Source organism: Flavobacterium subsaxonicum WB 4.1-42 = DSM 21790 (assembly GCF_000422725.1).
GTDB classification, from domain to species: Bacteria; Bacteroidota; Bacteroidia; order Flavobacteriales; family Flavobacteriaceae; genus Flavobacterium; species Flavobacterium subsaxonicum.
Genome location: NZ_AUGP01000025.1, coordinates 121,266 through 143,734, shown reverse-complemented (window position 1 = coordinate 143,734; position 22,469 = coordinate 121,266). Strand labels below are relative to the sequence as shown.

Genomic DNA, 22,469 nt, shown 5'->3' with positions numbered 1-22,469 from the left:
ATAATATCATTTTTTATAATACCATAAAAGTCAAAATAGTATGTCTGCAATAGAACCCATTTTACAAGAGAACAAGAACCGCTTTGTGATTTTTCCGATAAAACACCACGATATCTGGGACTGGTACAAAAAAATGGAGGCAAGTTTTTGGACTGCAGAAGAAATTGACCTACACCAGGACCTTAACGACTGGAACACCAAATTAAGCACCGACGAGAAATACTTTATTAAACATATACTTGCTTTTTTTGCCGCGTCTGACGGGATTGTGAACGAGAACCTTGCTGAGAATTTTGTGAACGAAGTGCAGTATGCCGAGGCTAAATTCTTTTATGGTTTCCAGATCATGATGGAAAACATACACAGCGAAACCTACTCGCTGCTTATAGACACGTATGTTAAGGATGAAGTTGAGAAAGACCAGCTGTTCCGTGCATTAGAGGTATTCCCGGCTATTAAGAAAAAAGCCGACTGGGCCCTTAAATGGATCGAGAGCGACTCTTTCGCCGAAAGGCTTATTGCCTTTGCAGCCGTAGAAGGCATCTTCTTTTCGGGTGCATTTTGTTCTATTTTCTGGCTTAAAAAACGTGGCCTTATGCCGGGCTTAACCTTTTCTAACGAGCTTATATCGAGAGACGAAGGCGTACACTGCGACTTTGCCGTGCACCTGCACAACCACCATTTAGTTAACAAAGTACCTAAAGACCGTATTAAAGAAATTATTATAGATGCGCTTAATATTGAGCGTGAGTTTATTACAGAGTCGTTACCGGTTAGCCTTATTGGCATGAACAGTGTACTGATGATACAGTACCTGGAGTTTGTGGCCGACAGGCTTTTAGTAGAGTTGGGCTGCGAAAGGCAGTACAACGGCGGCAACCCGTTCGATTTTATGGATATGATATCGTTACAGGGTAAAACCAACTTTTTTGAAAAAAGGGTATCAGAATACCAAAAAGCCGGTGTTATTAACAACGGCGAAGATTCTCAAAAAATTAGCTTCGACGCTGATTTTTAATCAACCAAGAGACCAACCAAGATTATTAATAGGGAGCGCATTGGCAATCCCACCAAGTTACTAAACCTTAAATTATTGCCCTATGGATGTAGTAAAAAGAGACGGAAAAAGAGAGCCGGTAATGTTTGACAAGATTACCGACAGAGTAAAGAAATTATGCTATGGACTGAATGACCTTGTAGACCCTATTAAGGTGGCTATGCGCGTTATTGAAGGATTATATGACGGTGTAACTACATCTGAACTGGATAACCTTGCGGCAGAAACGGCAGCGTCTATGACTATTACGCACCCGGATTATGCCCAGCTTGCTGCCCGTATTGCGGTTAGCAACTTACATAAAAACACTAAAAAATCCTTCTCTGAAACCATGAAGGATATGTACCATTATGTTAACCCTCGCACCAACCAGGAGTCTCCGCTACTGTCTGACGAGGTGTATGATGCCATAATGGCCAATGCCGAAAGATTAGACTCTACCATTATATACAACCGCGATTTTAATTACGACTACTTTGGGTTTAAAACCCTGGAGCGCTCGTACCTGCTTAAAATAAACGGACAAATTGTAGAGCGCCCGCAGCACATGCTTATGCGTGTATCTGTAGGTATTCACCTTAACGATATCGACTCGGCCATAGAAACTTATGAGCTTATGTCTAAAAAATTCTTTACCCATGCTACGCCTACCCTGTTTAATGCCGGTACGCCAAAAGCACAGATGTCGTCTTGCTTCCTTCTTTCAATGAAAGATGACAGCATCGACGGTATTTACGATACGCTTCGCAACACGGCTAAGATATCGCAATCGGCCGGTGGTATAGGTTTATCTATACACAACGTTAGGGCAACAGGATCGTACATTCGTGGTACAAACGGTACCAGCAACGGTATTGTACCCATGCTAAGGGTGTTTAACGATACGGCCCGTTATGTAGACCAGGGCGGTGGCAAGCGTAAAGGCAGCTTTGCCGTTTACCTTGAGCCTTGGCATGCCGATATTTTTGAATTTCTTGACCTTAGAAAAAATACCGGTAAAGAAGAGATGCGCACGCGCGACCTATTCCTTGCCATGTGGATTCCGGATCTGTTCATGAAACGCGTTCAGGAAGACAGCACCTGGACACTAATGTGCCCTAACGAGTGCCCTAACCTGTACAACGTACACAGCGACGAGTTCGATGCTATGTACCTGGGCTATGAGGCTGCCAACAAAGGCCGCAAGACCATTAAGGCACGTGAGCTTTGGGAAAAAATATTAGAATCGCAGATTGAGACCGGATTGCCTTACATGCTGTACAAAGATGCAGCCAACAGAAAATCCAACCAGAAAAACCTTGGCACCATTCGTTCGTCAAACTTATGTACAGAGATTATGGAGTACACCAGCGAAGACGAAATCGCGGTGTGTAACCTTGCCTCTATATCATTACCAATGTTTGTAGAGAACGGTAAATTTAACCACGAGTTTTTATTTAACGTTACCAAACGCATTACACGTAACCTTAACAAGGTTATAGACCGTAACTACTACCCGGTTAAAGAGGCAGAAAACAGCAACCTGCGCCACCGCCCTGTTGGGTTGGGTGTACAGGGCCTTGCCGATGCCTTTATACTTATGCGCCTTCCGTTTACAAGCGATGCCGCAAAAGCCCTTAACCAGGAAATTTTTGAGACTATTTACTTTGCTGCCGTTACCGCATCTATGGAAATGGCTAAAGAAGAAGGTCCGTACTCATCATTCGCAGGTTCGCCAATATCTCAGGGCGAATTTCAGTACAACCTTTGGGGCCTTAACGACAGCGACCTTAGCGGCCGTTGGGACTGGGCTTCGCTACGTAAAGAGGTTATGGAAAACGGTGTGCGCAACTCATTGCTTATGGCGCCAATGCCAACAGCATCTACATCGCAAATATTGGGTAATAACGAAGCTTTTGAGCCGTATACCTCTAACATATACACCCGTAGGGTACTTTCGGGCGAGTTTATTGTAGTAAACAAACACTTACTGCACGACCTTGTAGAGCTTGGCCTTTGGAACGAGAGCCTTAAACAAGAGGTTATGAGAGCTAACGGTTCTATCCAGAATATAGACAACATACCTCAGGATATTAAAGACCTGTACAAAACCGTATGGGAAATGAGTATGAAAGACATTATAGACATGAGCCGCCAGCGTGGTTATTTTATAGACCAGTCGCAAAGCCTTAACCTGTTCATGGAAAACGCATCGTACTCTAAGCTTACGTCTATGCACTTTTATGCATGGCAAAGTGGCCTAAAAACAGGCATGTACTACCTGCGTACAAAAAGTGCGGTTGATGCTATTAAGTTTACACTTAATAACGATAAAAAAGCAGAGCCGGAAGTGGAGGCTATTGCAGCCCCAAAAGCTAAGCCTGTTGCTGTGCCTGTAGAGGCTACAGCGGTAGAGCTTTCAGAATTTCAGGCCATGATTGAGCGATCTCGTGCTGCAGAGCCGGACGATTGCGAAATGTGCGGATCTTAGTTGTATATTATGAGAAATGAGATTATTAAGGGCTTAACAGATGATTTCGAAAGTCACTCTAAAAGCACAGAAAATGGTATAGAATTTTGGTATGCAAGGGATCTACAGCATCTTTTAGGATATACTGAATGGAGAAATTTCAATAAAGTTATATCCAAAGCTAAGACCGCTTGTGAAGTTTCTGAACATTCAATACAAGACCATTTTGTTGATGTCAACAAAATGGTCTCAATTGGTTCTGGAACGGAAAGAGAAATCGATGATATAATGCTAACTCGCTATGCTTGTTATTTAATCGCTCAAAATGGAGATCCAAAAAAACAACCTATTGCTTTTGCTCAAAATTATTTCGCTATTCAAACAAGAAAATATGAAATTATTGCACAAAGAATAAATGATTGGGAAAGACTAAATGCAAGGCAAAAGTTAACTTTATCTGAAAAAGAATTATCAGAACTCATCTATGAAAAAACTGGCAATGATAAAGATTTTGGCATAATAAGGAGTAAAGGCGATCAAGCATTATTTGGAGGGAAAAATACTTCTCAAATGAAAAAAAGATTAAATGTTCCCGAAACCAGACCCTTAGCAGATTTCCTTCCAACAATAATAATAAAAGCTAAAGATTTTGCAGCTGAGATTACAGTTTTCAACACAAGAGATAAAAGCTTAACAACAGAATCAAAAATATCTAACGAACACGTAAAAAACAATTTAGGAGTAAGAAAACTTCTGTTAGACAGACAAATTGTTCCCGAAAACATACCCGCTGAAGAAGATATTAAAAAGTTAGAAAGAAGAGTAAATTCAGAAACTAAAAATGCAAGCAGGAATCCAGATAAGTTGAATTAATACTGTAAATACTCATTAGTAGATTAATCTATTTAATTTTTTTAGGTTATATATAAAAACAAGAAAGGGGCAGCAATGCTCCTTTTTTGCTATTTTTGTAAAAATCATCATACATGGCAACAACAAATACAATAAGTACCGATGTGCTGGTAGACCGGCCCGTAAGGTTTGCAAATTTACTTATCGATATTGTGGCAATTTTTATATTTGCTTTTATAGCGATTATAATTGTTACATTACTTTCATTAATTATAGGTAATGGTCTTGCAGTGTGGTTGTCAGGCATGAGTGATGCCGAGGCTAATATACTGGGTGTTTTAATTATGAGCATCTATTATATAGCTATGGAATTAACCACCGGAAGGACTATTGGCAAATACATTACCGGAACCATGATTGTTATGGAAGACGGAACCAAACCAAAAGCAAAGGCTGTTATTATAAGAACATTATGCCGTTTTTTACCTTTCGAGGTATTTTCTTTTTTCGGGTCATACCCAAGGGGCTGGCACGATAGCGCTGCCGGCATTTATGTGGTAAACGTAAAAAAGTTTAACGCAGCATTACAAATAAAAAATTCATTTAGCGAGATAGGAGCCGTTCAGGACATCTAAACGTATCGCCTAAAATTTATCGATGGAAAAACCAATTGAAATTACTTACGGCATGCTGGGCACTAAAGGCCAGCGGTTTGCTAATAATATTATAGACAGCGTTGTAGTATACATAATTGCGTTAACGGCGCTTGTTATTAATACAAAGGCGCAGGGCGTAAGCAACTTAGAAAAACCGGAAACGTGGGAGCCCCTGCTTAGTAGTTTTGGGTTTACAATGTACAATGTGGCGGCCTCTATTATTTATTATGGGCTGTTAGAGTCGGTTTCGGCGCGCACGCTGGGTAAGTATATTACCGGTACTAAAGTGGTTATGAGAGATGGTTCTGCGCCCGATAGTATTACCATACTTTTACGCACCATTTGCCGCAATATACCTTTCGAGTTTATATCGTTTTTATTTAGCCCTATAGGCTGGCACGATAGCCTTTCTAAAACACTGGTGGTAAACACCAAACAATATAATGCCGCGCTAAGCAAGAAAGACTCTATAGAAGATATAGGCGGCGAAGACATTTAATACAAATTGCAAAGCCAAACCCTTATTACGGGCAAGGCATAAAATCATATAAAAACAAAAACAATGGCTAAAGATGATAAACCGGTTTACACCGGAATAATAGAAAAAGACGAAAAAGGCAACTTTTTTTGCGGAGAGTACCTGCTTGACTATAAAATGGTAACTACACGTTTTAATGAAGGCGACAAAATAGCTATTAAATCGGTTATAGAAAATGCAAGCGATATTAGCCACGGCCAGTATCCTAAAAAATCGAAAGATTTTTCGTTAGCCGATAAGAAGAAGTTTATAAGGGAAGAAGGAAAAGAGTAGCGCGAGATAAGAAGACGATAGAGAATAGATGATAGACATCTGCATTTTGCAATAAACGCCGGACTTTAGACCTCCGTCTATCATCTATTATCTAACGTCTATCATCTTAAATCTAAATTCTGAATTCTTAAATCTGAAATCAATACAATGATGCACTGGGAACAGCTTTTGTCTTTAAAAAGGCAGGGCGATACAAGCAAGCGTTTGCGCAAAGAGCAAGACGATACCCGTTTGGGTTTCGAGGTAGATTACGACCGTATAATCTTCTCGTCTGCCTTTCGCAGCCTGCAGGATAAAACGCAGGTAATTCCGCTTTCTAAAACCGATTTTGTACACACCCGCTTAACGCACAGCCTTGAGGTATCTGTAGTAGGCCGCTCGCTGGGCAGGCTTGTGGGTAAAAAGATATTAGAAAAGCACCCGTACCTGCAGGACATTCACGGTTTCCAGATGAACGATTTTGGCGCTATTGTGGCGGCAGCCTCTTTGGCACACGATATTGGCAACCCGCCCTTTGGGCACAGTGGCGAAAAAGCCATAGGCGAATATTTTAAAATTGGCCGCGGCCTGCAATACCAGGACCAGCTAACCGCCAAAGAATGGCAGGACCTGATAGATTTTGAGGGCAATGCCAACGGTTTTAACCTGCTTACGGCATCGCGCCCCGGTATAGAGGGTGGCCTGCGCATATCGTATGCTACGCTGGGTGCTTTTATGAAGTACCCTAAAGAATCGTTACCTAAAAAGCCTACCGCTAATATAGCCGACAAGAAATACGGTTTCTTTCAGGCCGATGCGGCGTTCTTTCAGGATGTGGCTAACGATTTAGGGCTGATACCTAACAAAACCGGCGATGATGTTGGTTTTGAGCGCCATCCGCTGGCGTATCTGGTTGAGGCTGCTGATGATATTTGCTACACCATAATAGATTTTGAAGACGGCATTAACCTTGGCGTAATACCAGAGGAATTTGCTTTAGAATACCTCATCAAACTGGTTAAGGATACGGTGCATGTAGATAAGTACAAAACACTTACCACTAAAGAAGACCGTATTAGCTACCTGCGCGCACTGGCCATAGGCACGCTTATAAATGATGCTGTTACTACGTTTTTGGAAAATGAAGATAAGATACTGGCAGGGCAATACGCGTATGCACTGACCGATCAGGGCAAGTATACTGCCCAGATGAAAGACATTATAAGCCTGAGCATTAAAAACATTTACCAAAGCCGCGAGGTGGTAGAAAAAGAAGTTATTGGCTACCGTATTATCAATACGCTGTTAGATACTTTTTGCACGGCTTATAACAACAAATTTGAGGGAAAAGCCGGTAATTACGACACCTTGGTGCTTAAGCTGCTCCCTGAAAAATTTGTTACCGATAAAATGAACCTGTACGACCGCCTGCTGCATATTTGCCACTTTGTATCTACCCTTACCGATGGTAAAGCCCTGTTGCTTTATAATACCATTACGGGGGTTAATAAAGCATAGAGCGCGAGTTTGCAGTCGCAGTTGCAGTTTCAGTTTACGTACACGGTGTTATTTTGAGCACTGCGGAGTCGAAAAGCGCATAAATAAATTATAATAAAAAAGCCGCACTAAAAATTAGTGCGGCTTTTTTGTAACTGTATTGCTCTTACTGAAGATATTTTTCGAATCCACTGCGCCGGCAGGCAGGCTGCGCTCAACATGACAGGCAGACTGCTTACTGCAACTGCCTACTGACCACTGCGACTGCTCACTCCGCTACGCTTCTTTCGTTACTATCTGTAATGTTTCCCTGCTTACCTGCCTTACTAAAACCACTTTGTTTTTAGCAACGGCATCGCCCGATTTTTCGGTAAAATGGCGGATGGTGTACAGCGATACATTATCGTTATACGTAACGTGGAATTTTTTAGACAGTACGCTTTTAAGCTCGGCAAAATTACCGAATTTATCATCTACACAAACCGAGAAGCTAATGGCCGTATTCTGGATAAGCGTTACCTTGATCTTGAATTTATGAAGCAGCATAAAGATCTCGCTGATGTTTTCTTCCATAATAAAAGAAAAATCAAGCGATGATAACGATATAAGCAGCTGGTTCTTTTTAACGATAAAGCAGCTGGTTTGCGGCTCTAAGTCGGCGCCCTTGCTTACCCTTGTACCCGGCAACAGCGGGTTAACAAACGATTTTACAAACAACGGAATCTCCTTTTTTTGCAGCGGCTGCAATGTTTTTGGGTGAATTACCGTTGCACCGTAAAACGCCAGCTCTATAGCCTCGCGATACGATATCTGGTTAAGCAGTATGGCATTTTCAAAATAACGGGGGTCGGCGTTAAGCACACCCGGCACGTCTTTCCAAATGGTTACACTCTCGGCATTAAGGCAGTAGGCAAAAATAGCTGCGGTATAGTCTGACCCTTCCCTGCCCAGGGTGGTGGTAAAGTTATTATCGTCAGATCCTAAAAAGCCCTGCGTAATGTTAAGCGTTTTTTTCTTAACGTTTTTAGATATATTTTTTTGCGTAGCCTCCCAGTCTACAACAGCATCGCGGTAGGTGTTATCTGTCTTAATAAGCTCGCGCACATCCAGCCACTGGTTTTTAAGGCCTACGTGGTTAAAGTAATGGCTAACAATGCAGGTAGAAATTACCTCGCCAAGGCTTACCACCTGGTCGTACACAAAGTTGTAGTTAGGCGACTTATTATTTTTAAGGAAACTCTCTAAATCGGTAAAAATTTTGGTAACGGCAGCAAATACAGCATGGTTCTCGTCGTCAAACAAGTCCATTAATATCTGGTTGTGGTACTTTCGCACTTCCTGTATAGAAGCCTGCAACTCTGCCGATTTATCAAAATAGTTTTTTATAACCACCTCAAATGCATTTGTGGTCTTGCCCATGGCGCTTATAACTACAAGCACATCTTCATGACCCACTTTTTGTAAAACGTCGTATACGTTTTTAATACCATCGGCATCTTTAACCGATGCACCTCCAAATTTAAATACTCTCATTTGTGTAAGCTATTATACTTTTTATTGGGTAATTTTATAAATCAAGTGTAAACTTTGTAATGCCCTCTTCGTTCATTTGCACCGTGCGCCAGTCGGTAAAAACGGTGGCCCCGCTGCGCTCGTAAAACTCAATGGCAGGGGTGTTCCAGTCTAATACCGCCCACTCTATACGGCGCACGCCAATGCTTTTTCCAAACTTAATAACTTCTTTATACAGCAAGCTACCGGCACCGGTGCCACGCATAGCCTCTGTAACAATCAGGTCTTCCAAATGTATGGTTTTTCCTTTCCAGGTGCTATAGCGGTAATAAAAAAGTGCCATGCCAATAATCGCGTTGTCTTTTTGAGCCACAAATGTGTGGAATAACGGACTCTCGCCAAAGCCATCGGCCACCAGGTCGTTAACGGTAACAACAACGGCATCGGGCTCTTTTTCAAAAGTGGCCAGTTCTTTAATAAGTTCCAGCACGGCAGGCATATCCTGTGGGGTTCCTTTTCGGATGATCATAAACAAAATTTGGGCAAAAATACACTCAAAAACATTGCTAAATAATAATTTGTTTTCATATCACAAAAATTTCGATATTTGTGCCACAACCCAACTATAACGATTTCGTAATGGAAGAAAGAAACAAAACCTTAGGAGAATTTATTATTGAGAAGCAGGAAGACTTTAAATATTCATCGGGAGAGCTGTCCCGGCTTATCAATTCTATACGCCTTGCCGCAAAAGTGGTTAACTACAAGGTAAACCAGGCCGGCCTGGTAGATATTACCGGTGCCTTTGGTGCACAGAACATACAGGGCGAAGACCAGCAGAAGCTCGATGTTTTTGCTAATGATACTTTTATGGAAACCCTTATTAACCGCGAAATTGTATGCGGCATTGCCAGCGAAGAGAACGACGATTTTATTACCATAAAAGGGCGCGACGAGTGCCACAACAATAAATACATTGTGCTTATAGACCCGTTAGATGGGTCGAGCAATATAGATGTAAACGTATCTGTAGGTACTATTTTTTCTATTTACCGCAGGGTTACCCCTATTGGCAGCCCCGTAACTATAGACGATTTTTTACAGCCCGGCGATGCCCAGGTGGCGGCCGGCTACGTTATTTATGGCACCAGCACCATGTTGGTGTACACAACGGGCCGTGGCGTAAACGGCTTTACCCTTAACCCGGCTATTGGTGTGTTTTACTTGAGCCACCCCAATATGCAGTTCCCTAAAGACGGTACTATCTACTCAGTTAACGAGGGTAACTATGTGCATTTTCCGCAGGGGGTTAAAGACTACCTTAAGTATTGCCAGCGTGAGGAAGACAACCGCCCGTATACGTCGCGCTACATAGGCAGCCTTGTGGCCGATATTCACCGCAATATGATAAAAGGGGGTATTTACCTGTACCCAACCAGCTCTAAGGCGCCTAATGGCAAGCTAAGGCTGCTGTACGAATGCAACCCTATGGCGTTTATTGCCGAACAGGCCGGTGGCAAGGCTTCCGACGGTTTTGGCCGTATTATGGAAATTGTGCCTACAGAGCTGCACCAACGCGTTCCGTTTTTTTGCGGAAGCAGCAACATGGTTGATAAGGCCGAGGAGTTTATGGCGAAATATGTGTAAGTTGGTCAAGTCGTAAAGTTGAAAGTCTTCAGGTCGAAAGTTTATAAAGCGAGCCACAGGTCCTGACAAAGATTTGTGGTTTACTTGCTTTTTGACACATTTTTAAAGTAATGTAACAGTATGTTATTGCCTTTTACTTCTAATAAGCCATACACACCTTCTTTACCTGTGCTAAACGGAATAGTTTTATTAAGATACAGGTTGCGATAAACATTATTGCGCCTAATAGCTTTTATGCCCTTACCAATATTAGCAACCGGTATTAGTTTTTTGCCTTCTGCTTTTGCAATATAAGTCGCAGCACTATCGCTTGTAATAAACCTAAGGCTATCATTATGTGTAAATGCCGGACCTATGCAAAAGTTGCTCTCACGTTCGTACGTTATTTTTCTGCTAAAAATATTCCTTAAGCCTTTTGTATAGCCTTTATATTCCCGTTCGTAAAATTTCCCTGCACCACCTTCTCCTAAAAAGCTCTTGTAAGCACCTTTGCCAGCATTTTCCAGCAACTTAGGGTTATCAACCACATTAATCTCGCCAGGGCTTATTAAATAATAAGCTCCTTTAAATTTTCTAATTTCCGGGGTTATAAATCCGGCTGCTATATACTCTATACCTGTTTTTTTATCTCTAAACCATGTAGCGCTACCCCATTCGCCAAAATCAAGCGCGGTAACATAGTAATCATTATCTTCAAACACCACATCGTCAACCGTTTTTATGGGTATAGCTTTTTTGTTTTGCTCGTCTATATAAAAACTTGAATTTTCATCAAAATAGCTTTTAACCATTACACTATCATGGCGTATGTGTATATCGTTATACCCAAATTCGTTATAACCGGATAAACCTTCAATATTTTTAATCCCTCCATTGTTGTTTATTACGCAAAAGTATTTAGCGTTGTATTGTCCCATGCTATCTTTAGAGTGCAATAGACAGTAATAGCTGTTATTATAAATTAATATAGGCTCTAATAATCCTTTTTCATTAGTAATAATGGTGTCGGTAATTACGGTAATGCCATTAACCTGTAAAGTAGAACCTGATGTAATAATAGCTTCGCCATCGTTATGTTGGCAGGAAACAAAAAACAATACAAGTATTAGCGAAGAAAACAGTTTCATAGTTCTGCAGCGATTGGTCTTACAAGATACTTATTTAAACGGAAGCAGCAATATGGTTGATAAAGCCTGAAATACTGTTAAAATAGGGATTTATAAAAGCCATTTCCGATTGATAAATTGTGTATACTTGTAAACCAATACTAAAAATTCAAAAAATATGAAAAAATTACTGCTTGTTATTGCTCTACAGCTTTTAGCATTCACGGCTCTTGCCCAGAAAGAATTATCTAAAGACTATGTATATAATAGTAGTACACCGTATGAAGCGAGGGACGGGAGAGAAATATTTTTTACCAAAGCAAACGAGGTCCTGGCGCTTAAAATTAATTATTCTAACGGAGAAGTTTACCTGCAAAAATTTAATTCAGAATCTGCGAAAGCCGATTTGGTTAAAGAAACACTCTACAAAGATTTGCCTAAAAAAACAATACCAATAAATTCAATTGAGTTTAATAACAAATATTATTACTTCTATGCCCTCTCAGACGGCGAAGGCCATGACCAGATATTTGTAAGAGAGATTGATTTTGAAAAAGGAACGTTTACAGGAGACGGAAAGTTGCTTTTTAAGGTTAGCGGCAGGGCATCTGGCGTAGTAACAGGATGGTGGTTTAAAGAGCGTTTAAATTTTGCAGTATTAACCGACCTGAATAAAAAAATGTTGCTGGTGCAATACCTTAAAATAGATAAGAATAATAAACTGGACGACCAGGTTATAGGCATTAAAGCTTTTGATGCTGACTTAAAAATAATTTCTGATAAAGAAATAAAGTTGCCCTACAAAAAAGACCGAGTTGAATATATGGACTATGCCATAGATGGTGTGGGAGACTCTTATATGATGCTTAAAGTGTTTGAAGGCAGTAGCGATAGAGATAACAAAAAGGATAAGGATGGTAAAGAAAACTCGCATATAGAGATATTTAAGCTAAAAAAGGGTGCGGCTAAATTTGACATAACTACCGTTAATGCTAAAGATAAATTTATTAGTGGAGCGCGTTTTTTTGAGCATCCTGATAAATACCTGGTTTGTGCCGGTTTCTATAACCTTGGCAACCCTAAAACAAATAACGGACTGATTTATGGTAAGGTTGATGCTAACGGAGCGGTTACTGACCTTAAAACATTCGAAATTCCGTTAGAGATAGTAAACCAGTATATTGCCGAAAGAGAGGTAAAGAAAAACACTAAAGACTTTGCAACCGGAGATGTTGGGTATCCTTATTTAACACTTAACGACCTTGCAATAGATGCAAAAGGAGGATTATTACTTATTGCAGAACAAGATTATACAGAGGTTAACCAGGGTGCTTCTGGCCTAAGTTCTTATCCTTCTAATTATAACGATATTTTACTTGTAAAAGCAGATGCCGCGGGAAAATTGCTATGGATGAAAAAAATACCAAAACACCAGCGTGGCATATACGGTAAAGGATCGATGTCTTTTAAACAGATAGAAGCCAATGGCTACAATTACTTTTTCTTTATAGATAATGTAAAAAATTACAACCTGCCTAAAGATAAAGTACCTGCTGAGTATGCCGATAGAGAGCACGGTTACTTTACTGCCTATAAGGTTAACAACGCTACAGGAGATATGGTTTGCAGTACAATTTTTAATACCAAAGATGTTGGCGGCTTATCTTTAGAAGAGTTTGAGGCAGAAAATATCCTGAAACTTGTAAATAACGAAATATTATTTGAGATGAATAAAAAGAAAAAAGACGTAATAATTAAGGTTAAACTTAATTAACCTAACAATACCCTAATAAAAAAGCCCCGTAAGGGGCTTCTTCATTATTTGTTCATGTGTTGCATTTCGTATACAAAGGTGTCAGAATCTACATTCATAACCAGTAGCGAAAGCGCTTTATCTACAATATACTGTACGTTGCCCGGGGTAAAGCCCAGCGCAAGCGAAAAGCGTGTAAGTATTTCTTTTTGTTTTGGACCTAAAACATGATCGGCATATACCATGCGCGAAAGGTCGTAAAGGCGCTCAAGCCTTTGTACGTGAAGGTACGGCGGGTTAATTGGGTACCCTTTTGGGTTGGCCAGTATCTCTCTGTACTCTTCATCAGATATTTCAAGCCTCTTGGCTAATTTATCTAAGAACAAGCGTTCTTCTTCACTCAGGTGGCCGTTTTCCATGGCAACCCTTACAATTGAGGCAAAATGGCCTTTGTTCCTGTCTTTAAAACCGCTATCGAATAAATCTGAAATGGACATAGTAGAGTAATTCAAAATTTTGGCAAAGATAATTTTATATTTAAGGTAATAATAATTTTTAGAAAAGATTTTACTATTAACGCGTAATATGTAAGGTAGTAAGCCGTGTACATATCTAAAAAATAAGTAAGTTTACAGATTATTTTACGCATAAAACCTTTTTTTGATGCCCGATTTTTGGTTGTATTTTCAAATTGGCCTTAAGCATGTCCTAGACCTGGGCGGTTACGACCATGTTATGTTTTTAATGGCGCTTACCGTGCCTTACTCTTTTAAAGACTGGCGCAATGTACTGCTGCTTGCCACGCTGTTTACCATTGGGCATACCCTATCGCTTATACTTTCGGTTTACGGGGTGGTGCGTATAAACAGCACCTTTGTAGAATTTTTAATACCCGTAACCATACTTATAACCGCGCTGTACAACATTATTACATCGGGCAAAAAAGCGGCCAAAACCCAGAGTATTAACTTTGTTGCTTTTACTACCTTGTTTTTTGGCATCATTCACGGGTTGGGCTTTTCTAACTATTTTAAGATAATAATAAATAACGATTCAGATTCTAAACTTGCGCCCCTGCTGGAGTTTGCACTGGGCATAGAGGCGGCACAGCTAATTGTTGTACTAACGGTGCTGGTACTATCGTTTATAATGCAGGGTGCCTTAAAGGTGCAGCGGCGCGACTGGCTGCTGGTAACATCGGCCTTTGTTGCGGGTGTGGTACTACCCATGATAATAAGCGCCGAAATTTGGTAATTTTTTAACGCACAAACTACGCCTGCCACCTTATCTTAGGCAGGGTTTATATACATGAAGGAGAAACTTAATAAATACGACAGGGCTTACTTACGGATTGCGCGCGAATGGGGGCAGCTATCCTATTGCCAGCGCAAAAAAGTTGGCGCAATTATTGTTAAAGACAGGATGATAATATCCGACGGTTATAACGGGACACCATCGGGGTTTGAGAATTGCTGCGAAGACGAAGACAACCTTACCAAATGGTATGTGCTGCACGCCGAAGCCAATGCTATATTAAAAGTTGCCCGTTCAACACAATCGTGCGAAGGCGCTACGCTGTACATAACCCTATCGCCCTGTAAAGACTGCAGTAAGCTAATACACCAAAGCGGTATTAAAAGGGTGGTTTACCAAACGGAATACAAAGATAATTCGGGACTGGATTTTCTTAGAAAAGCCGGCGTGCAGGTAGAGTGCGTTCCAGATCTGGACCAGATATAATACATGAAAATACAACGTTTATACATACCTATTATAGTTGCACTTGCCATGGCCGTTGGCCTGGTGCTGGGCAGCATACTTAACTTTCCGGCGCAGGGCGGCGGCATCGGCATAGCATCGGGCTCTAATAAAAGCAAGCTTAATAAGCTTATGGATTTTATTGATAACGAATATGTTGATGATGTTAATACCGACTCTATTGTAGACCTTACCGTTAACAGCATACTCGAAAAGCTGGACCCCCACTCGGTGTACATTAATAAAGAAGAGATGGAGCAGGTATCGCAAAGCATGCGCGGCGATTTTGTGGGCATTGGGGTTAATTTTTATATGTACAAAGACTCTGTTGCAGTTATAAAACCCGTTCCCGGCGGGCCAAGCGATAAAGCGGGCATTAAGGCCGGCGACCGTATTTTATATGCCGATAACTACAAGCTTTTTGGCCGCAAGCTGCCTAACGATACGCTTTTTTCTAAACTTAAGGGCGAAGAGGGTTCTAAGCTTACGCTTACCGTTTTTCGTAAAAGCACTAAAAAGCAGTTTAAGGTTAACCTAACGCGTGATGTTGTGCCTATTAAAAGTGTAGATGCTGCCGTTATGGCCAACCCCGGCGTGGGCTACATTAAGGTAAACCGCTTTGCCGAGACCACGGCAGACGAATTTCACACTGCTTTGGCCGACCTTAAAAAACAGGGGGCAACATCCATCATTGTAGACCTTAGGGATAATGGTGGCGGCTACCTTGAAAAGGCCGTAGAAATTGCCGACGAATTTTTGACTAAAGGCCAGCTTATAGTTAAAACCAAGAACAAAAAAGGCCGTATAGACGAAACAAAAGCCACCGGCGATGGCATTTTTGAGACCGGTAAACTGTTTGTACTGATAAACGAGAACAGCGCATCGGCAAGTGAAATATTAGCGGGCGCCATTCAGGATAACGACAGGGGTACTATAGTAGGCCGCCGATCATTCGGCAAGGGCCTTGTGCAGCGCGAAATGCCTTTGGGCGATGGCAGTGCCGTGCGCCTTACCGTAGCGCGTTATTATACGCCGTCGGGCAGGTCGATACAGCGCAGCTATGCCAATGGCGGCGAAGATTATTATAATGATTTCCAGAAACGCTACGAGAGCGGCGAGCTATATGCCGCCGATAGTATTAAAGTAGCCGATACCCTTAAATTCAAGACCATTAAAGGCCGTACCGTTTACGGTGGCGGCGGTATTGTACCCGATTTGTTTGTGGCTTTAGAGGGCAAGCACGGCGATGAGGCGCTATCTCAGGTAATGCAAAGCGGTATTGTTAGCTATTTTATTTTTGAGCAACTTGATAAAGACCGCACGGGCTTTACCGGCATGAATGCTACGCAGATAACCGATAAGGTTAGTACCGGCGATAAATACTTTAATGCCTTTAACAAATACCTGCTAAGCAACGGACTGGTGTTTCAGTTGGATAAGTACAACGCCCGCGTTAAGCACTACCTTGCCGCAGAGTTTTGCAGGCAGCTTTTAAGCGAAAAAGCCTACTACGAAATGATACTGAAGGAAGATAACATGGTTAAGGCTGTTTTGGCAGAGAAGAAGTAATTCAGGTCGCAGCCTGCCTGCCGGTAGGCAGGTCGCAGTTTTCAGTTGGCAGCTATCATCCCGACGAAGGAGGAATCTATCTTATATTATCTGTAAAGTTATTAGAGATTTTTCGACTCCGCTGCGCTGCGCTCAAAATGACAAAGCGGCTGTTATTCCGACGAAGGAGGAATCTCTTATATCATGTGTAATTGTTATTAGAGATTTTTGGACTCCGCTGCGCTGCGCTCAAAATGACAAAGCGGCTGTTATTCCGACGAAGGAGGACTCTATTATATCATGTGTAATTGTTATTAGAGATTTTTCGACTCCGCTGCGCTGCGCTCAAAATGACATGGCAGCTATCATCCCCACGAAGGAGGAATCTTTATTATATAATGTGTAATTGTTATTAGAGATTTTTCGACTCCGCTGCGCTGCGCTCAAAATGACAATCGGCCGTTATTCCGACGCGGAAGAAATCTCTTAAATCTGTAAAGCTATTAGAGATTTTTCGGCTCCGCTGCGCTACGCTCAAAATGACATGGCAGCTGTCATTCCGACGAAGGAGGAATCTCTCTTATATCATGTGTAATTGTTATCAGAGATTTTTCGACTCCGCTGCGCTGCGCTCAAAATGACAAAGCGGCTGTTATTCCGACGCAGGAGGAATCTCTCAAATTAACTCCCCGCATCTTCACCACGAATGGGATCGCTTCGTGCCTCGCGAAGATTTAATATAAATAGCCATTAGGGTTAACACTACCTGTTACTAAATCCGCTATCCAGATGGAGGTAATAAGAATACAGCCTACTCTGCTATATAAATATCTTTCCTAAAATAAGTGTATTGTTTTTTAATAACCAGGTCGGTCTTATCTTTATTTGCTTCATAAAATAGTTCTTCCAAAATGCCCCCAACGCTTTTTTTGCCGGGTTGCAGGGCTTCTACGCCAAACCAAATGTTGTTTTTATCGTCAGACGAAAAAGTATCCAGCTTAACGGTTCGCAGGTTACTAAAGTCGGGTTTTATGCCCTGGCCCACATAAACATTAAATACACTTTTAGCCGATAGTACCGGCCTGTAATTTATGGTACCAATGGAGCGCCCCACCTTTAATGTATCTTTTAAGGCTATGCTAAAAATAGTACTTTCCTGCGGGTTAACCGTTCCGTCGGGTTTGTAAATAATGGTCTGGTTGGCGACTTCCTTACCATCAATAAAAACAAATTCTGTTTTACGGTTAAGTAGGCCATCGCCATTGTAAAAACTCCACCAGCCGGTTTTATGCTCATCATACAATGCGCCAAATGCTTTGCGTTTTTTATTGCGGTAATATTCTTTCTGGATAACGTTAAGCGAGTCCTTCCAAATTTTTTGGCCTACTAAGATACCATTTTCGTTGTAAAACTTCCTTTCGGCCCCTTTAAATCCGGGCTTATAAACGTAAACCGATTTTAAGTTGCCGTTGTTGTAATATTCTTTCTCCGGCCCCTCTTTTTTGCAGGACAGGGCGCTTAAAAACAGTAACGTAATGAGTAGCTTTTTTAGCATAGGATGGCTTGGTTTATATAACAAACCTACAAAAAAAGTTAGTCTCAACTACCTTAAACTCACTAATAAGGTTAATTGAGACATAAAAATTTACTGTGTACTGAAGCCTGAGTTTACTACTCAATTAATCCTACCGCTTTAAGGTTTTCCTGTATTAACTCTTCCATTTTAGGGTTTACGTTTTTACCGCACCATTTTAGCTCGCCGTTGCGCAGCAGGCAAAACGGATGAAAGTTAGGCGATAGCTCTTCTTCGCCCTCTTCTAATTCGGCAGAGCCAATCTCTACCTCAAAACCGGCAACGCAATAATCGGCTACCTCGTTTAACTGGTGCAATAACCCGGCATAGCCGTTAATAGGGGTGCCCGGGTAAAAGCCAAACCATACCTCTATATAGGTTTTGCTGTAGGTAATAGAAAAACTGCAATCGTCGTCGGTACCAATGTATGCTGTAACAACCTCCCCAAAATTGTTATCTGCCAGCAGTACATTGTAATCATCAATGCTAATTTCTTCTGAATTACTTTTCGTGATGTAGCCAATTTTATAATCGGCAAAAAGACCATTTACTGTGTTTTTTTCAGGTAAAGCAATCAGAAAATGAAAGCCCAAAAGGCCGTAATCTCTCATTTCCATAAATTTGTTATTTAGTGTGTGTGCGTGTGTGTACAACAAACGTATGAAAAAACTGAACTTAAAAGTATTACATTAAGTAAATTACAACACTTTTAGTAAAATTATATAACCCTGCCCCTTGCGCACACTCTTAAATCTTAGGCTTAAATACACTACTTTTGCCATTTTTGAGTTATAAAGTAACGATGCTTAAAAACGCTGTTTTATGGATGCTTTTATGTTGTGTTTCCGCGGTTTACGCACAGGAAACCCCATCGCCCTACAAAAATAAAAAAACAGCCGCCGTTAACGATACCATCCGTATAGACAGCATAAGCCTAAACCCTGCCTATTTTAAGGTGCAGGACCTTGCCGGTAAAGAAATAGACACCACCAACTACAAAGTAAACTTTAGCACCGGTACGCTGGTGTTTAAAAACGGCTTTACCACACAAGACAGCCTAACGGTTAGCTACTTAGCCTACCCGGATTATCTTACCAAAAAATACAGCATTTACGAGTCCAACCGTATTGTTAGCAACGAGTCTAACGGCGAAAGCCGCTATACTGTTACGCGCGATAACCTGAGCACCTACAAACCTTTTGACGGCCTTACTACATCGGGCAGTATTACGCGCGGTATAACGGTGGGCAATAACCAGAATGCCGTGGTTAACTCTAACCTGGATTTACAGATTACGGGCAAACTATCAGATAAAGTCAGCCTGCGTGCGTCTATACAAGACAGTAATATACCGCTGCAGGAAGGCGGCTATTCGCAAAAACTGGATGAATTTGACCAGATATTTATAGAGATGTTTAGCGATAAGTGGAACATCCGCGCGGGCGACCTGTTTTTAGAGAACCGGCAGTCGCGGTTTTTAAACTTCAACAAAAAAGTACAGGGGCTTTCTACCAGTTTTAACTTTGGTAAAGAGGGTAACAAAACGTCTGTCTTTGCAGCTGCGGCCTTAGTGCGCGGCCAGTATGCCCGCAGTACCTTTACGGGTCAGGAGGGCAACCAGGGGCCTTATAAGCTTACCGGCAATAGCGGCGAGCTGTATGTACTGGTAATATCGGGGTCGGAGCGGGTGTACGTTAACGGAATCCTCTTAGAGCGCGGCGAGAGCAACGACTATATTATAGACTATAATGCGGGCGAAATTATTTTCACCTCGCTTTTCCCCATCACATCAGAGATGCGTATTAATGTAGAGTACCAGTACACCCAGCAAAACTTTACCCGTTTTGTTACCTACGGTGGTGTTACCCACGAGCGCGACGACTGGAGTATTGGCGGTTATGTATATTCTGAAAGCGATATGAAAAACCAGCCACTACAGCAAAACCTTAGCGAAGAGCAGGTGGCCACCCTGCAACAGGCGGGTGATGATACTACGCTGATGACGGCGCCATCGGCCTACGTGGATAGCTATACCGAGAATAAAGTACTCTACAAAAAAATTACCGTTAGCGGGGTGGAGGTTTTTGAATATTCTAACAACGCCGACGATGTTTTATACAATGTGCGCTTTAGCCTTGTGGGCACCAACCAGGGCAACTATGTGCTGGCTAATGCGGCGGCCATTGGTAAAATTTACCAATATGCCGCCCCTATAGATGGTGTATTGCAGGGTAATTACGAGCCGGTTATTAACCTTACGCCACCGGCTAAAATTCAGATTGCTACGGTGCTTGGTAAATTTAACCCAAGCGAAAAAACCCTTATAGATTTTGAGGCGGGCATTAGCAACAACGACCTTAACCTTTATTCGCCTATAGACGATGGCAACAACAGCGGCCTTGCCGGTAAGCTTAACGCAAAGCAGCGCCTTTATACAGGCGACTGGGAACTGGATGCGTTTGCCAACTACCAGTTTGTGCAGAAGGACTTCAGGACCATTGAGCGCCTTTTTAATATCGAATTTAACCGCGACTGGAACCTTACCAACATTATTACTACCGAGGCCAACCAGAGCTACCTTGTGGCGGGTACTACGTTGCGCGTTCCTAAAAAGGGGCAACTTAACTACCAGGTAGAAAAACTGGATTTTTCGAGTGCGTTTAACGGCCTGCGCCACGTGGTAGACGGCCAGTTTAAGTTAGACAAGCTGGTGGTGCAAAACCAGGGCAGCTGGCTGGAGAGTGATGGCACGTATTCTAAGTCGACTTTTATAAGAAACGAAGCTTTGGCTAAATACCACTTTGGCAAAAACTGGGTAGGCAGCAGCCTGCGCCTGGAAGACAACCGCGAACGGCTAAAGGCAACGGGGCAGTTTTCGGCGTTAAGCCAGCGGTATACCGAATATGGTGCTTTTGTAGGCCGTGGCGATAGTACCAAGGTGTATGTGGAACTGGGCTACCTGCAACGCGCCAACGACAGCCTTACTAACGGGTTGCTGGAAAAAGTAAATACCTCGCGCTCGTACTACCTTAAGTCGCGATTATTAAAGACCGATAAAAGCGACCTGACCCTTTTTGTTAACTACCGCAAGCTTAAGTTTGAAGATGCTGCTTTTGCAGATGAGCCCAGCCTTAACTCGCGCCTTTTGTATAACGACCGCTATTGGGACCAGCTTGTGCAGGTTACCACGGCTTATGAAACGGCATCGGGCACCATTGCGCAGCAGGAGTTTACTTATTTAGAAGTAGACCCCGGGCAGGGCGTGTATTTATGGAACGATTATAACGGCAACGGCATACAGGAACTGCAGGAGTTTGAGGTGGCCCCCTACCCCGACCAGGCAATTTATGTGCGTGTGTATTTGCCCAACCAGGTGTACATACGCACGCACCAAAATAAATTCTCGCAGTCGGTTACTTTAAACCCTACGCAGTGGCAAAATATGGGCGGCTTTAAAAAACTGCTTTCGTATTTTTATAACCAGAGTTCGTTTTTAATAGACCGGAAGATTGAGCGCAATGCCGGTAACTTCGATCTGAACCCATTTTCTACAAGCGAAAACGAACTGCTGGGGCTTAACTCATCGTTTAGAAACAGCCTGTTTTACAACCGTGGCAAGCAACGGCATTCGGTTACCTATACCTATATTACCAACAGGGTAAAAAGTTTGCTGTCGGTAGGCTCGCAGGATACCAAAACGCAATCGCACCAGGCGCAGTATGCCCACCTGATACAAAAAACATGGCTGATGAGCTTTAACGGGCAGTCGACTAAATCGAGCACTGTGGCCGATACCTACGGCAGCAAGAACTATACTATAGACAGTTATTTGGTGGGGCCTAAGGTGTCGTACATTTTTTCGCGTAATGCCAGTTGGGATGTGTTTTATGAGTACCAGGACAAGAAAAACCGCATTGGCGATCTGGAAACCCTGAGTCAGCAACGGGTGGGAACGTCGTTTACCTACGCGTCTGAGAAAAAATTTACCGCCAGTGGCGAATTCTCGCTTTATAAAAACGACTTTAGCGGTACACAGACCAGCGCCGCCGCCTACCAGATGCTACAGGGCCTGCAACCCGGCCAAAACACTACATGGCGACTGCTGCTGCAAAAAAACCTGACCCAATTTTTAGATGTTAATGTTAGCTACCAGGGCCGTAAAAGCGAAACCAGCCAGGCCATACACACGGGTAGTGTGCAGCTTAGGGCTTATTTTTAGGGGTAGATGGTAGAGATTAGATAATAGATGATAGACGGGAGATAATAGAGGC

General features: G+C 42.2%; 19 protein-coding genes. 13 read left to right on the top strand and 6 right to left on the bottom strand.

The genetic code is table 11. The annotated features are described in order from the left end of the window. Positions 1-40: 40 nt before the first annotated feature. The 7 genes from G509_RS0108460 (at position 41) to dgt (ending at position 7,322) form a co-directional block, all read left to right on the top strand. Entirely contained in the window at positions 41-1,018 is a 978-nt protein-coding gene (locus tag G509_RS0108460) for a ribonucleotide-diphosphate reductase subunit beta (protein ID WP_026991126.1), read from the top strand. A gap of 82 nt (positions 1,019-1,100) precedes the next feature. Further along, positions 1,101-3,527, top strand: coding sequence for a ribonucleoside-diphosphate reductase subunit alpha (locus G509_RS0108455; protein WP_026991125.1), 2,427 nt, complete (start codon positions 1,101-1,103; stop codon positions 3,525-3,527). A 9-nt stretch (positions 3,528-3,536) separates the two neighbouring features. After that, positions 3,537-4,379, top strand: coding sequence for a DNA damage-inducible protein D (gene dinD, locus G509_RS0108450; RefSeq protein WP_026991124.1), 843 nt, complete (start codon positions 3,537-3,539; stop codon positions 4,377-4,379). A 113-nt stretch (positions 4,380-4,492) separates the two neighbouring features. Then, a complete protein-coding gene (locus tag G509_RS0108445) occupies positions 4,493-4,993 on the top strand; it encodes an RDD family protein (RefSeq protein WP_035738751.1) in 501 nt (166 codons plus the stop codon). 22 nt (positions 4,994-5,015) lie between these two features. Further along, on the top strand, positions 5,016-5,513 hold the full coding sequence (locus tag G509_RS22820; protein WP_026991122.1) for an RDD family protein: 498 nt from the start codon (positions 5,016-5,018) through the stop codon (positions 5,511-5,513). Positions 5,514-5,576: 63 nt separating this feature from the next. Further along, entirely contained in the window at positions 5,577-5,825 is a 249-nt protein-coding gene (locus G509_RS21715; protein ID WP_035738748.1) for a hypothetical protein, read from the top strand. A gap of 150 nt (positions 5,826-5,975) precedes the next feature. Continuing rightward, positions 5,976-7,322 (top strand): dGTP triphosphohydrolase, encoded by a 1,347-nt coding sequence (dgt, locus tag G509_RS0108430; protein ID WP_035738762.1) that lies wholly within the window; start codon positions 5,976-5,978, stop codon positions 7,320-7,322. 255 nt (positions 7,323-7,577) lie between these two features. On the opposite strand, the gene G509_RS0108425 is transcribed toward dgt, so the two are convergent. Together G509_RS0108425 and G509_RS0108420 are read right to left on the bottom strand one after the other, a co-directional pair. Next, positions 7,578-8,834: an aspartate kinase gene (locus tag G509_RS0108425; RefSeq protein ID WP_026991120.1), complete on the bottom strand. Its 1,257-nt coding sequence runs from the start codon at positions 8,832-8,834 to the stop codon at positions 7,578-7,580. A 34-nt stretch (positions 8,835-8,868) separates the two neighbouring features. Next, positions 8,869-9,342 (bottom strand): GNAT family N-acetyltransferase, encoded by a 474-nt coding sequence (locus G509_RS0108420; RefSeq protein WP_026991119.1) that lies wholly within the window; start codon positions 9,340-9,342, stop codon positions 8,869-8,871. Between the two features lie 110 nt (positions 9,343-9,452). Between G509_RS0108420 and fbp the strand changes: the two genes are divergently transcribed. Next, complete coding sequence (gene fbp, locus G509_RS0108415; protein ID WP_026991118.1) at positions 9,453-10,460, top strand: class 1 fructose-bisphosphatase; 1,008 nt, start codon at positions 9,453-9,455, stop codon at positions 10,458-10,460. 80 nt (positions 10,461-10,540) lie between these two features. Here fbp and G509_RS0108410 read toward each other — a convergent pair whose 3' ends face one another. Further along, the gene (locus G509_RS0108410; protein ID WP_026991117.1) at positions 10,541-11,587 is read right to left on the bottom strand and encodes a hypothetical protein; all 1,047 of its coding nucleotides are present in this window, start codon (positions 11,585-11,587) and stop codon (positions 10,541-10,543) included. A gap of 157 nt (positions 11,588-11,744) precedes the next feature. Here G509_RS0108410 and G509_RS0108405 point away from each other — a divergent pair, with 157 nt between their 5' ends. After that, positions 11,745-13,340 carry a hypothetical protein gene (locus G509_RS0108405; protein WP_026991116.1) on the top strand — a complete coding sequence of 532 codons (1,596 nt, stop codon included), beginning with the start codon at positions 11,745-11,747 and terminating at the stop codon, positions 13,338-13,340. A gap of 44 nt (positions 13,341-13,384) precedes the next feature. On the opposite strand, the gene G509_RS0108400 is transcribed toward G509_RS0108405, so the two are convergent. Next, positions 13,385-13,816 (bottom strand): tellurite resistance TerB family protein, encoded by a 432-nt coding sequence (locus tag G509_RS0108400; protein ID WP_026991115.1) that lies wholly within the window; start codon positions 13,814-13,816, stop codon positions 13,385-13,387. 166 nt (positions 13,817-13,982) lie between these two features. Here G509_RS0108400 and G509_RS0108395 point away from each other — a divergent pair, with 166 nt between their 5' ends. The 3 genes from G509_RS0108395 to G509_RS0108385 are packed head-to-tail and all read left to right on the top strand — an operon-like array spanning position 13,983 to position 16,646. Then, positions 13,983-14,573: a HupE/UreJ family protein gene (locus tag G509_RS0108395; RefSeq protein ID WP_026991114.1), complete on the top strand. Its 591-nt coding sequence runs from the start codon at positions 13,983-13,985 to the stop codon at positions 14,571-14,573. 54 nt (positions 14,574-14,627) lie between these two features. Next, complete coding sequence (locus G509_RS0108390; protein WP_026991113.1) at positions 14,628-15,059, top strand: deoxycytidylate deaminase; 432 nt, start codon at positions 14,628-14,630, stop codon at positions 15,057-15,059. 3 nt (positions 15,060-15,062) lie between these two features. Beyond that, positions 15,063-16,646, top strand: coding sequence for a S41 family peptidase (locus tag G509_RS0108385; RefSeq protein ID WP_026991112.1), 1,584 nt, complete (start codon positions 15,063-15,065; stop codon positions 16,644-16,646). A gap of 790 nt (positions 16,647-17,436) precedes the next feature. Here G509_RS0108385 and G509_RS0108380 read toward each other — a convergent pair. Then, a complete protein-coding gene (locus tag G509_RS0108380; protein ID WP_026991111.1) occupies positions 17,437-18,180 on the bottom strand; it encodes a toxin-antitoxin system YwqK family antitoxin in 744 nt (247 codons plus the stop codon). Between the two features lie 116 nt (positions 18,181-18,296). Next, positions 18,297-18,815 carry a hypothetical protein gene (locus tag G509_RS0108375; protein ID WP_026991110.1) on the bottom strand — a complete coding sequence of 173 codons (519 nt, stop codon included), beginning with the start codon at positions 18,813-18,815 and terminating at the stop codon, positions 18,297-18,299. Positions 18,816-19,000: 185 nt separating this feature from the next. Between G509_RS0108375 and G509_RS0108370 the strand changes: the two genes are divergently transcribed. Further along, positions 19,001-22,417: a hypothetical protein gene (locus G509_RS0108370; RefSeq protein ID WP_026991109.1), complete on the top strand. Its 3,417-nt coding sequence runs from the start codon at positions 19,001-19,003 to the stop codon at positions 22,415-22,417. Positions 22,418-22,469 lie beyond the last annotated feature (52 nt).